Below are 12,361 nucleotides of genomic sequence, written 5' to 3'. Positions count from 1 at the left end.
TCCATCGCCGATCTATCGGCCGCTGGGCGCGGTGGTTTTTCCTTGACCGCCAATCTTCCGGGCGCCACTCTGACGCCACTTTTTCACGCCATTATGTGCCCATCATATTTCGAGGAACCAAGCCATGAGCGTACGCGTCGGCATTGTCATGGACCCTATCGCCAGCATTTCCTATAAAAAGGATAGCTCGCTGGCCATGCTGCTGGCCGCTCAGAAGCGCGGCTGGGAGCTGTTCTACATGGAGCAGCGCGACCTCTACCAGGCCGAAGGCCAGGCACGGGCGCGGATGAAGCCGCTGAACGTCTTCGCCAACCCTGAGAAGTGGTTCGAGCTGGGCGACGAGCGCGATGCGCTGCTCAGCGACCTGGACGTGATCCTGATGCGCAAGGATCCGCCGTTCGACATGGAGTTCGTGTACTCCACCTACCTGCTGGAACAAGCGGAAAACGCCGGCGTGCTGGTGGTCAACAAGCCCCAGAGCCTGCGCGACTGCAACGAAAAGCTGTTTGCCACGCTGTTCCCGCAGTGCACGCCGCCGACCATCGTCAGCCGTCGCCCGGACGTGTTGCGCGAATTTGCCGACCATCACGGCGACGTGATCCTCAAGCCCTTGGACGGCATGGGCGGATCCTCGATCTTCCGGCACACCGCCGGCCACCCGAATCTGTCGGTGATCCTGGAAACCCTGACGCTGCACGGCAAGCAGCAGATCATGATCCAGGGCTACCTGCCGGCCATCGTCGATGGCGACAAACGCATCCTGATGATCGACGGCGAACCGGTGGACTATTGCTTGGCGCGTATCCCGGCGGCCGGTGAAACCCGGGGCAACCTGGCAGCCGGCGGACGCGGCGAGGCACGGCCGTTGACCGAGAAGGACCGCTGGATCGCTGCCCAGGTCGGCCCGACCCTGCGGGAAAAAGGCCTGTTGTTCGTGGGCCTGGACGTGATCGGCGAGCACCTGACGGAAATCAACGTCACCAGCCCGACCTGCATCCGCGAGATCGATAACGCCTTTGGCACCGACATCGGCGGCATGCTGATGGATGCCATCGATCAGAAGCTCAAGGCTCGTTGATCCAGATCTGCTGAAGGAAACCCACATTGCGCTATCATGCCCGGCCTGAAAAAAACGCGATGTTGGTTTCCTTGTCATGACACTCCCGTCCGATCTGCCCCAAGAGCTCGCCCATCGTGGCGTGCGCCCGGCCGATCGCCTCGGTTTTACCCTGTTCCTGGCGGCGTTGATCCACCTGGCCTTGCTGCTGGGCGTCGGGTTTGCCACGGTCGAGCCGAAACAGATCAGCCAGACCCTGGAAATCACCCTGGCCACCTTCAAGAGCGAAACCAAGCCCAAGAAGGCCGACTTCCTCGCCCAGGAAAACCAGCAAGGCAGCGGCACCCTGGAAAAAAAGGCGATCCCCAAGACCACCGAGATCGCGCCCTTCCAGGACAACACGGTGCAGAAAGTCACCCCGCCGCCAGCGGCCAAGCCCGAAGTGCAGGAGACAGCGCCCAAGGCGGCCGTGACCACCGTGGCGCCGAAGCCGAAGAAAGCCCCGGTCAAGGAAGAGGTCAAGCCTGATCCCAAGCCCCAGGCCCCCGTGCCCACCTTCGACAGCTCCCAGCTGTCCAGCGACATCGCCAGCCTGGAAGCCGAACTGGCCCAGGAGCAACAGCTCTACGCCAAGCGCCCGCGCATCCACCGCCTGAGCGCCGCTTCGACCATGCGCGACAAGGGTGCCTGGTACAAGGACGAGTGGCGCAAGAAGGTCGAGCGCATCGGCAACCTCAACTACCCTGACGAAGCGCGGCGCAAGCAGATCTACGGCAACCTGCGGCTAATGGTCTCGATCAATCGGGACGGCTCGTTGTATGAAGTGCTGGTGCTCGAATCTTCCGGCCAGCCGTTGCTGGACCAGGCCGCCCAGCGGATCGTGCGCCTGGCCGCACCGTTCGCGCCGTTTACCGGGGACCTGTCGGACATCGACCGGCTGGAAATCATCCGCACCTGGAAATTCGCCCGCGGCGACCGGCTGTCCAGCAACTGATAACCCCCCAATCCCCTTGTGGGAGCGAGCTTTGTGGGAGCAAAGCTTGCTCGCGATCCAGGCGCTGCGGTCCTCAAGAGACCGCAGCGTTTTCATCGCGGGCAAGCCTTGCTCCCACAAAGCCCGCTCCCACATTTGATCGGTGTCGCCAGCCAGATCGGGGCATTTCCTGCACATCCCCAGCTTGTCAGTTCGGCCCTGCGCCGCCACACTAGCGCCTATGAAAAACGTCAGCCCCACCTACCTCAAGCATCACTTCCTGATTGCCATGCCGCACATGGCCGATCCGAACTTTGCCCATACCTTGACCTACATCGTCGAGCACACGGCCAATGGGGCCATGGGGCTGGTGATCAATCGCCCGCAGGAGCTGAACCTGGCGGACATTCTTGAGCAACTGCGGCCCGAGATCGAACCGCCACTTTTGTGCCAGCACGTGCCGATTTTCATCGGTGGCCCGGTGCAGACCGACCGCGGTTTCGTGCTCCATCCGTCGGGCCCCAAATACCAGGCCACGGTGGACCTGGACGGCTTGTCGCTGTCCACCTCCCAGGACGTATTGTTCGCCATCGCCGATGGCGTCGGCCCGCAGAAAAGCCTGATCGCCCTCGGCTATGCCGGTTGGGAACCCGGGCAACTGGAAGCCGAGCTGGCCGACAACGCCTGGCTGACCTGCCCGTTCGACGCCGACATCCTGTTCAATACCAGCAGCGAACTGCGCCTGGAAGCGGCGGCCAGCCGGTTGGGGGTCAACCTCAGCCTGCTCACCAGCCAGGCAGGACACGCCTGATGGCCCTGCGCTTGCTGCTGGGCTTCGATTACGGCACCAAACAGATCGGCGTAGCGGTCGGCCAGGTCATTACCGGCCAGGCCCGTGAGTTGTGCACCTTGAAGGCGCAGAACGGTGTTCCGGACTGGAACCAGGTCGAAGCGCTGATCAAGGAATGGAAACCCGATGCCGTGGTGGTCGGCCTGCCGCTGAACATGGACGGCACGCCCAGCGACATGTGCCTGCGCGCCGAAAAGTTCGCCCGCCGGCTCAATGGCCGCTACAACCTGCCCTTCTATACCCATGACGAGCGCCTGACCACCTTCGAGGCCAAGGGCGAGCGCCTAGTGCGCGGCGGGCAGAAAGGCAGCTACCGCGACAACCCGGTGGACGCCATCGCCGCCGCCCTGCTGCTGCAAGGCTGGCTCGACGCCAACGCCGCCCTGTTCGAAACCTGATTTTTTACAAAGCGCCGCCAAGGCGCTTTCTTTTAGCGACAAGCCGCGCCACTCACCACCGGCCCGGGAACCTGAAGGAGCCAGCATGAGCCTGCCCAATCCTGCCGAACTGATCAGCCAGATGGCGATTCGTCTCACGGCACACCTGGAACACCGCGGCATCAGCGAACCGCGCTACATCGGCATTCGCACCGGTGGCGTCTGGGTCGCCCAGGCCTTGCTCGAAGCACTGGGCAGCCAATCGCCGCTGGGCACCCTGGATGTGTCCTTCTACCGCGACGACTTCAGCCAGAACGGCCTGCACCCGCAAGTACGCCCCTCGGCGCTGCCGTTCGAGATCGAAGGCCAGCACCTGGTGCTGATCGACGACGTGCTGATGAGCGGCCGGACCATCCGCGCCGCCATGAACGAACTGTTCGACTACGGTCGCCCGGCCAGCGTGACGCTGGTGTGCCTGCTGGACCTGGACGCCGCCGAGCTGCCGATCCGGCCGAACGTGGTCGGCGCGACGCTGACGCTGGCCGCCCATGAGCGGGTCAAGCTCTCCGGGCCGTCGCCGCTGCAACTCGAACTGCAAGACCTTGCCCTTTAACTGCCCTTGTAAGAGTCCATCGCGATGACGCCTCTCGAAACCAAGCGCCCGCTGCAGCTCAACGATCAGGGCCAGCTGCGGCACTTCCTGTCCCTCGACGGCCTGCGCCGCGAGCTGTTGACGGAAATCCTCGACACTGCCGACTCGTTCCTCGAGGTCGGTGCCCGGGCAGTGAAGAAAGTCCCGTTGCTGCGCGGCAAGACCGTGTGCAACGTGTTCTTCGAAAACTCCACCCGCACCCGCACCACCTTCGAACTGGCGGCCCAGCGCCTGTCGGCGGACGTGATCACCTTGAACGTGTCCACGTCCTCGGCGAGCAAGGGCGAAACCCTGCTCGACACCTTGCGCAACCTCGAAGCCATGGCCGCCGACATGTTCGTCGTGCGCCACGGCGACTCCGGCGCAGCGCATTTCATTGCCGAACACGTGTGCCCGCAAGTGGCGATCATCAACGGCGGCGACGGCCGTCACGCCCACCCGACCCAGGGCATGCTCGACATGCTGACCATCCGTCGGCACAAGGGCAGCTTCGAAAACCTGTCGGTGGCCATCGTCGGCGACATCCTGCACTCGCGGGTCGCCCGCTCGAACATGCTGGCCCTCAAGACCCTCGGTTGCCCGGACATCCGCGTGATCGCGCCGAAAACCCTGCTGCCCATCGGCGTCGAGCAATACGGCGTGAAGGTCTACACCGACATGACCGAAGGCCTCAAGGATGTGGACGTGGTGATCATGCTGCGCCTGCAACGCGAGCGCATGACCGGCGGCCTGCTGCCCAGCGAAGGCGAGTTCTACCGCCTGTTCGGCCTGACCACGGCGCGCCTGGCCGGGGCCAAGCCGGATGCAATCGTCATGCACCCGGGGCCGATCAACCGCGGCGTGGAGATCGAGTCGGCGGTGGCCGACGGGCCGCACTCGGTGATCCTCAACCAGGTGACCTACGGCATCGCCATCCGCATGGCCGTGCTGTCCATGGCCATGAGCGGGCAAACGGCCCAGCGCCAATTCGACCAGGAGAACGCCCAGTGAAGCTCAGCATTCTCGGCGCACGCGTGATCGATCCGGCCAGCGGCCTGGATCAAGTGACAGACATCCATATCGACGCCTGCAAGATCGTCGCCCTGGGCGCCGCGCCCACCGGTTTCGTGGCGGCTGAAATCCTCGACGCCCAGGGCCTGGTGGCCGCGCCTGGCCTGGTGGACCTGAACGTCGCCCTGCGCGAACCGGGCTACAGCCGCAAAGGCAGCATCGTCAGCGAAACCCGGGCCGCCGCCGCCGGTGGCGTGACCAGCCTGTGTTGCCCGCCGCAGACCAAACCGGTACTGGACACCTCGGCCGTGGCCGAACTGATCCTCGACCGCGCCCGCGAAGCCGGCAACACCAAGGTCTTCCCGATCGGCGCACTGAGCAAAGGCCTCGACGGCGAGCAACTGGCCGAACTCATCGCCCTGCGGGACGCCGGTTGCGTGGCGTTCGGCAACGGCCTGAACAGTTTCCGCAACACCCGTACCCTGTGCCGCGCCCTGGAATACGCGGCGACCTTCGGCCTGACGGTGATCTTCAACTCCCAGGATCACGACCTGGCCGAAGGTGGCTTGGCCCACGAAGGCCCGACCGCCAGCTTCCTCGGCCTGCCGGGCATCCCGGAAACCGCCGAGACCGTGGCCCTGGCCCGGGACCTGCTGTTGGTGGAACAAAGCGGCGTGCGCGCCCACTTCAGCCAGCTGACCAGCGCCCGCGGCGCGGCATTGATCGCCCAGGCCCAGGCCCGCGGCTTGCCGGTGACTGCCGATGTGGCGCTGTACCAGTTGATCCTGACCGACGAGGCGCTGATCGACTTCAACAGCGTCTACCACGTCCAGCCGCCGCTGCGCACCCGCGCCGACCGCGATGGCCTGCGCGAGGCGGTGAAGTCCGGGGTGATCTCGGCCATCTCCAGCCATCACCAACCCCACGAGCGCGATGCCAAGCTGGCCCCGTTCGGCGCCACCGAGCCAGGCATCAGCAGCGTCGAACTGCTGCTGCCGCTCGCCCTGACGCTGGTGGAAGACGGCTTGCTGGACCTGCCGACCTTGCTGGCCCGCCTGAGCGCCGGCCCGGCCCAGGCGCTGCAATTGCCGGCGGGGAAACTGGCGGTGGGCGCCGCGGCGGACCTGGTGCTGTTCGACCCAGCCGCATCCACCGTGGCCGGCGAAGCCTGGCGCTCCAAGGGCGACAACTGCCCGTTCCTCGGTCACAGCCTGCCGGGAGTGGTGCGCTATACCCTGATGGATGGGCGGATCACCCACCAGGCCTGATACCGAGGCGCCTGCTTCGCGAGCAAGCCCGCTCCCACATTGGATCTGAGGTGTTCACACATCATGTGTTCACAGCGGATCCCGTGTGGGAGCGGGCTTGCTCGCGAATGCAGGCGACTCGGTCTAGCTGACTTAGTGAAAAGCCCCCCGCTTCTGTGCATTACGAATCGACACCTGATCGTTCAGCGTCCAGAAGTCATACAGCACCCCGAGAAAAAACACCCCGCCGGTCAGCAGGTAAATAATCCCGCTGATCCACTTGCCCTGGTACATCCGGTGTACGCCCAGCACCCCGAGAAACGTCAGCAGAATCCACGCCACGCTGTACTCGATCGGCCCTGGGGTGAAACGCAGGTCCGCCTCGCGGTCCATGGCCGGGATCAGGAACAGGTCGATCAGCCAACCGATGCCCAGCAGGCCGAAGGTGAAGAACCAGATCGTGCCCGTGACCGGCTTGCCGTAATAGAAACGGTGGGCGCCGGTAAAACCGAAAATCCACAGCAGATACCCAATGACTTTGCTGTGGGTATCGCGGATTGCGTCCTGCTGATAGCTGTTCATGAATGGCCTCTTTTGCCTCGATAGAAAAATTTGTTCGGACTTTTTGTGACTTTTTTGTGTCTCGCCGACAAGCGGTCCTGGGCGACACGAACCGGGGAAACCCCCGTGTCACGGGGGTTCTGTCGGACAATCAAGCCAAATTGTCGCCATTGTGCAGGGTTTACGCTGGGTTTCGAATCGACAAACGGCCTCGGAATGGCAAAAAAAGCTGTTATAAAGTTGCGCGCTAACCTTTAAGAGCCTTGCCTAATGCGTCCATTTTTCAAGACATGGCTAACCATCTGCCTATTATTGCCACTGGCCGCCCACGCCACCAATCGTGAGCAACGTCTTCCCAACGTCAACGGCTACACCCCGAAATCCCATGTTTCTGCTCCTTCGAGCAAGAACAAGCCAAGCGTCCAGCGCGTGGGCACGGCCAACAGCAAGCTGGTTCCGCCCATGGCGACCAAAGCGAGCAGCAACGTGCTGAGCCGCGCCGTGAATGTACTCGGCACACCTTATCGTTGGGGCGGCAGCAGCCCAAGTAAAGGCTTCGATTGCAGCGGGTTGGTGAAATACGCTTTCAACGACGCCACGTTCGACCTGCCGCGCACGTCCAACGCCATGGCCGCCGGTCATGGCGAGAAAGTCGAGCGCAAGGATCTCAAGCCCGGCGACCTGATCTTCTTCAAGCTCAAGAGCCGCCGGGTCAACCACGTGGCCATCTACCTGGGCAACGACCGCTTCATCCACGCCCCACGCCGTGGCAAGTCGGTGACCATCGACACCTTGAACAAGCCGTACTGGGACAGTCACTACGTGGTCGCCAAGCGAGTGCTGCCGAAAGAACCAGGTGCGCTGCGCGTGGTTCAGCGCTGAGCTGAAGAACTCACCGGCCCCCCTGTGGCGAGGGAGCTTGCTCCCGCGGGGTGGCGCAGCCGCCCCAAAACAGACCAATGATCTCTGGGGGCCCAATTATTTTGGGTCCGCTTCGCGGCCCAGCGGGAGCAAGCTCCCTCGCCACAGGGACCGTATCAGACCTTACTGACCGTTTCCCCGCCTCAGAAGTTATCCGGCGTACGCGCCCGCTCCCGGGCATGTTCGCGGCTGATCAGGCCCTTGTTCACCAAGTCCTTCAAACACATGTCCAGGGTTTGCATCCCCAGCGAGCCGCCGGTCTGGATGGACGAGTACATCTGCGCCACCTTGTCTTCACGGATCAGGTTCCGGATGGCCGAGGTCCCCAGCATGATTTCATGCGCCGCGATCCGGCCACCGCCGATCTTCTTGATCAGCGCCTGGGAAATCACCGCCTGCAACGACTCCGACAACATCGAGCGAACCATGGATTTCTCGTCACCAGGGAACACGTCCACCACCCGGTCGATGGTCTTGGCCGCCGAGGTGGTGTGCAAGGTGCCGAACACCAGGTGCCCGGTTTCGGCGGCGGTCAGCGCCAGGCGGATGGTTTCCAGGTCGCGCATCTCGCCCACCAGAATCACGTCCGGATCCTCCCGCAGGGCTGAACGCAGCGCCGTGGAGAAACTTTGGGTGTCGCGGTGCACCTCGCGCTGGTTGATCAGGCATTTGCGCGGTTCGTGAACGAATTCGATAGGGTCTTCGATGGTGAGGATGTGATGGTGCTTATGGCTGTTGAGGTAGTCGATCATGGCCGCCAGGGTGGTGGACTTGCCCGAACCGGTCGGCCCGGTCACCAGCACCAGCCCACGCGGCGATTCGGTCACCTTGCGAAACACCTCGCCCATTCCCAGGTCTTCCATGGTCAGGACTTTCGACGGAATGGTCCGGAACACCGCCCCCGCGCCGCGATTCTGGTTGAAGGCGTTGACCCGGAATCGCGCGACGCCCGGCACGTCGAAGGAAAAGTCGGTCTCCAGAAACTTTTCGTAATCCACCCGCTGCCGGTCGTTCATGATGTCGTAGATCAGTTCATGGACCTGCTTGTGGTCCAGCGCCGGCAGGTTGATCCGCCGCACATCGCCATCCACGCGGATCATCGGCGGCAGCCCAGCGGACAGGTGCAGGTCCGACGCCCCCTGTTTGGCGCTGAACGCCAGCAATTCAGTGATATCCATAGCGCTCCTCAATTCCAGTAGAATGCCGCGAACCTCACCGCTGGCGCTTCCTTTATGTCCACGATAGCAGACAACATTGCTCAGGTTAGTTCGCGCATCCGCACGGCGGAGCAGACCGTCCAACGCGCCGAAGGCAGTGTCCAACTGCTGGCCGTGAGCAAGACCAAGCCTGCCCAGGCCCTGCGTGAAGCCTATGCCGCCGGCCTGCGGGACTTTGGCGAGAACTACCTGCAAGAGGCCCTGGGCAAACAGGTCGAATTGACCGACCTGCCCTTGATCTGGCACTTCATCGGCCCCATTCAATCGAACAAGACGCGCGCTATCGCCGAACACTTCGACTGGGTGCATTCCGTGGATCGTTTGAAAATTGCACAGCGCCTGTCCGAGCAGCGCCCGGCCGAGTTGCCGCCGCTGAACATCTGTATCCAGGTCAACGTCAGCGGTGAAGCCAGCAAATCCGGCTGCGCCCCGGCGGACCTGCCCGCCCTGGCCAGCGCCATCAGCGCTCTGCCGCGCCTGACGCTGCGCGGGCTGATGGCGATTCCCGAACCCACCGAAGAACGTGCCGCCCAGGATGCAGCCTTCGCCGCCGTTCAACGCCTGCAAGCCAGCCTGGCACTGCCGCTGGACACGCTTTCCATGGGCATGAGCCACGACCTCGAGGCGGCCATTGCCCAAGGCGCCACCTGGGTGCGCATCGGTACTGCCCTGTTTGGTGCCCGCGACTATGGTCACTCCTGAACCATGACCGACTCATCTCTTTATAAGGACCTGTCATGAGCAACACGCGTATTGCCTTCATCGGCGCCGGCAACATGGCCGCCAGCCTGATCGGCGGCCTGCGGGCCAAGGGCCTGGACGCTTCGCTGATCCGCGCCAGCGATCCGGGTGAAGAGACCCGCACCCGAGTGAGTGCCGAGCACGGCATCGAAACCTTCGCCGACAATGCCCAGGCCATCGACGGCGCCGACGTCATCGTGCTGGCGGTCAAGCCGCAAGCGATGAAAACCGTCTGCGAAGCCCTTCGCCCCAGCCTCAAGCCCCATCAACTGGTGGTATCGATTGCCGCCGGCATCACCTGCGCCAGCATGAACAACTGGCTCGGCGAGCAGCCGATCGTCCGCTGCATGCCCAACACTCCGGCGCTGCTACGCCAGGGCGTCAGCGGCCTGTTCGCCACGCCACGCGTGAGCGCCGAGCAACGCCAGCAGGCCGAAACGCTGCTGTCGGCCGTCGGCCTGGCCCTGTGGCTGGACACCGAACAGCAACTGGACGCGGTCACCGCCGTCTCCGGCTCCGGCCCGGCGTACTTTTTCCTGCTGATCGAAGCCATGACCGCCGCTGGCGAAAAACTTGGCCTGACCCGGGAAACCGCCGCCCAGTTGACCTTGCAGACCGCCCTCGGTGCCGCGCACATGGCGGTGTCGAGCGACGTCGATGCGGCCGAGCTGCGTCGTCGCGTAACCTCGCCGGCCGGCACCACCGAAGCGGCCATCAAATCGTTCCAGGCCGGGGGCTTCGAAGCCCTGGTGGAAAAAGCACTCGGCGCCGCCGCGCACCGCTCGGCCGAAATGGCCGAACAACTGGGCCAATAAGGAGCCATTCATGATTGGATTGAACACTGCAGCGGTCTACGTGCTGCAAACCCTCGGCAGCCTGTACTTGCTGATCGTGCTGCTGCGTTTCGTGCTGCAACTGGTGCGCGCCAACTTCTACAACCCGCTGTGCCAGTTCATCGTCAAGGCCACCCAGCCGCTGCTCAAGCCGCTGCGCCGGATCATCCCGAGCCTGTTCGGCCTGGACATGTCGTCGCTGGTCCTGGCGATTCTCGTGCAACTGGCGCTGATGGCCCTGACCCTGCTGCTGACCTACGGCACCACCGGCAACCCGCTGCAATTGCTGATCTGGTCGCTCATTGGCGTCACCGCGCTGTTCCTGAAGATTTTCTTCTTCGCCATGATCATCAGCGTGATCCTGTCGTGGGTCGCGCCGGGCAGCCATAACCCGGGGGCCGAACTGGTGAACCAGATCTGCGAACCGGCCCTGGCGCCGTTCCGCCGCATCCTGCCGAACCTGGGTGGCCTGGATATCTCGCCGATCCTGGCGTTCATGGTGCTCAAGCTGATCGACATGCTGGTGATCAACAACCTGGCGGCGATGACCATGATGCCGGAAATCCTGCGGCTGCTGATCTGACCCGATACCGGCCTGATCAGTCAGCAACTCTCTCTGTGGGAGCAAAGCTTGCTCGCGAAACAGGCGCCTCGGTCCCCAAAAGACCGCATCGCCCCCATCGCGGGCAAGCCTTGCTCCCACAGGGCCTACGCTCACCGAAGAATCAGCGCCGCCCTTTGCTTGCCGCCCGCCCCAGCGGTCTTTAGACTTACGCCTCATTTCAACGCGAGCAGGGTCGATGCCAGCTGCCTTTCCCCCCGATTCCGTTGGTCTGGTGACGCCGCAAACGGCGCATTTCAGCGAGCCCCTGGCCCTGGCCTGCGGCCGTTCGTTGCCAGCCTATGACCTGATCTACGAAACCTACGGCACCCTCAATGCCACGGCGAGCAATGCCGTGCTGATTTGCCACGCCTTGTCGGGGCATCACCACGCCGCTGGCTACCACAGCATCGACGACCGCAAGCCCGGCTGGTGGGACAGCTGCATCGGCCCGGGCAAGCCCATCGACACCAGCAAGTTCTTCGTGGTCAGCCTGAACAACCTGGGCGGCTGCAACGGTTCCACCGGCCCCAGCAGTCTCAACCCGGACACCGGCAAGCCCTTCGGCGCCGATTTCCCGGTGCTGACCGTGGAAGACTGGGTCCACAGCCAGGCCCGCCTGGCCGACCGCCTCGGTATCGGCCAGTGGGCCGCCGTGATCGGCGGCAGCCTGGGGGGCATGCAGGCCCTGCAATGGACCATCACCTACCCGGACCGCGTGCGCCACTGCCTGGCAATCGCCTCGGCCCCCAAGCTGTCGGCGCAAAACATCGCCTTCAACGAAGTGGCGCGCCAGGCGATCCTCACCGACCCCGAATTCCACGGCGGTTCGTTCCAGGAACACGGCGTGATCCCCAAGCGCGGGCTGATGCTGGCGCGGATGGTCGGGCACATCACCTACCTGTCCGACGACTCCATGGGCGAGAAATTCGGCCGTGGCCTCAAGAGCGAAAAGCTCAACTACGACTTCCACAGCGTCGAGTTCCAGGTCGAAAGCTACCTGCGTTACCAGGGCGAGGAGTTTTCCGGGCGTTTCGACGCCAACACCTACCTGTTGATGACCAAGGCGCTGGACTACTTCGATCCGGCGGCGAACTTCGACGATAACCTGGCGAAAACTTTCGCCAATGCCACCGCCAAGTTCTGCGTGATGTCGTTCACCACCGACTGGCGCTTCTCCCCGGCGCGCTCGCGGGAGCTGGTGGACGCGCTGATGGCCGCGCGCAAGGACGTCTGCTACCTGGAAATCGACGCGCCCCAGGGCCACGACGCCTTTTTGATCCCGATCCCGCGCTACCTGCAGGCGTTCGGCAACTACATGAACCGTATAACGCTGTGAGG

General features: G+C 63.6%; 14 protein-coding genes. 12 read left to right on the top strand and 2 right to left on the bottom strand.

Annotated features, from left to right (window positions below; genetic code table 11):
• The first annotated feature begins 124 nt into the window (after window positions 1-124).
• From gshB to IB266_RS23445, 7 genes are all read left to right on the top strand, one after another.
• Complete coding sequence (gene gshB, locus IB266_RS23475) at window positions 125-1,078, top strand: glutathione synthase (protein WP_060740210.1); 954 nt, start codon at window positions 125-127, stop codon at window positions 1,076-1,078.
• Window positions 1,079-1,154: 76 nt separating this feature from the next.
• Entirely contained in the window at window positions 1,155-2,051 is an 897-nt protein-coding gene (locus tag IB266_RS23470; protein ID WP_192262671.1) for an energy transducer TonB, read from the top strand.
• Window positions 2,052-2,271: 220 nt separating this feature from the next.
• Window positions 2,272-2,841: a YqgE/AlgH family protein gene (locus tag IB266_RS23465; protein WP_092203077.1), complete on the top strand. Its 570-nt coding sequence runs from the start codon at window positions 2,272-2,274 to the stop codon at window positions 2,839-2,841.
• Complete coding sequence (gene ruvX / locus IB266_RS23460; RefSeq protein ID WP_003177497.1) at window positions 2,841-3,278, top strand: Holliday junction resolvase RuvX; 438 nt, start codon at window positions 2,841-2,843, stop codon at window positions 3,276-3,278. The genes IB266_RS23465 and ruvX overlap by 1 nt, the downstream gene beginning before the upstream one ends.
• Window positions 3,279-3,363: 85 nt before the next feature.
• Window positions 3,364-3,870 (top strand): bifunctional pyr operon transcriptional regulator/uracil phosphoribosyltransferase PyrR, encoded by a 507-nt coding sequence (pyrR, locus tag IB266_RS23455; protein ID WP_060740208.1) that lies wholly within the window; start codon window positions 3,364-3,366, stop codon window positions 3,868-3,870.
• A 24-nt stretch (window positions 3,871-3,894) separates the two neighbouring features.
• On the top strand, window positions 3,895-4,899 hold the full coding sequence (locus IB266_RS23450) for an aspartate carbamoyltransferase catalytic subunit (RefSeq protein WP_003177495.1): 1,005 nt from the start codon (window positions 3,895-3,897) through the stop codon (window positions 4,897-4,899).
• Window positions 4,896-6,167 (top strand): dihydroorotase, encoded by a 1,272-nt coding sequence (locus IB266_RS23445; protein ID WP_072405905.1) that lies wholly within the window; start codon window positions 4,896-4,898, stop codon window positions 6,165-6,167. The genes IB266_RS23450 and IB266_RS23445 overlap by 4 nt, the downstream gene beginning before the upstream one ends.
• 132 nt (window positions 6,168-6,299) lie before the next feature.
• On the opposite strand, the gene IB266_RS23440 is transcribed toward IB266_RS23445, so the two are convergent.
• Window positions 6,300-6,728, bottom strand: a complete 429-nt coding sequence (locus IB266_RS23440) for an NINE protein (protein WP_072405906.1) — start codon at window positions 6,726-6,728, stop codon at window positions 6,300-6,302.
• Between the two features lie 249 nt (window positions 6,729-6,977).
• Here IB266_RS23440 and IB266_RS23435 point away from each other — a divergent pair, with 249 nt between their 5' ends.
• Window positions 6,978-7,589 (top strand): C40 family peptidase, encoded by a 612-nt coding sequence (locus IB266_RS23435; RefSeq protein WP_192262669.1) that lies wholly within the window; start codon window positions 6,978-6,980, stop codon window positions 7,587-7,589.
• Between the two features lie 182 nt (window positions 7,590-7,771).
• Here the strand turns inward: IB266_RS23435 and IB266_RS23430 are convergent, their stop codons facing one another.
• Window positions 7,772-8,806, bottom strand: coding sequence for a type IV pilus twitching motility protein PilT (locus IB266_RS23430; protein ID WP_060740204.1), 1,035 nt, complete (start codon window positions 8,804-8,806; stop codon window positions 7,772-7,774).
• A gap of 54 nt (window positions 8,807-8,860) precedes the next feature.
• Here IB266_RS23430 and IB266_RS23425 point away from each other — a divergent pair, with 54 nt between their 5' ends.
• The 4 genes from IB266_RS23425 to metX all read left to right on the top strand — a co-directional run bounded on the left by IB266_RS23425 (window position 8,861) and on the right by metX (window position 12,359).
• Entirely contained in the window at window positions 8,861-9,547 is a 687-nt protein-coding gene (locus IB266_RS23425; RefSeq protein ID WP_192262667.1) for a YggS family pyridoxal phosphate-dependent enzyme, read from the top strand.
• A 35-nt stretch (window positions 9,548-9,582) separates the two neighbouring features.
• Entirely contained in the window at window positions 9,583-10,401 is an 819-nt protein-coding gene (gene proC / locus IB266_RS23420; protein WP_192262665.1) for a pyrroline-5-carboxylate reductase, read from the top strand.
• A 10-nt stretch (window positions 10,402-10,411) separates the two neighbouring features.
• Complete coding sequence (locus IB266_RS23415; protein WP_014340674.1) at window positions 10,412-11,002, top strand: YggT family protein; 591 nt, start codon at window positions 10,412-10,414, stop codon at window positions 11,000-11,002.
• Between the two features lie 217 nt (window positions 11,003-11,219).
• Window positions 11,220-12,359 (top strand): homoserine O-succinyltransferase MetX, encoded by a 1,140-nt coding sequence (gene metX, locus IB266_RS23410; RefSeq protein WP_046063237.1) that lies wholly within the window; start codon window positions 11,220-11,222, stop codon window positions 12,357-12,359.
• Window positions 12,360-12,361 lie beyond the last annotated feature (2 nt).

The sequence above is a fragment of the Pseudomonas sp. Pdm06 genome (assembly GCF_014851795.1).
In the GTDB taxonomy this organism is placed as follows: Bacteria; Pseudomonadota; Gammaproteobacteria; order Pseudomonadales; family Pseudomonadaceae; genus Aquipseudomonas; species Aquipseudomonas fluorescens_AA.
The sequence above is the reverse complement of the archived record's forward strand: the minus strand, read 5'-3'. Positions and strand labels throughout refer to the sequence as shown.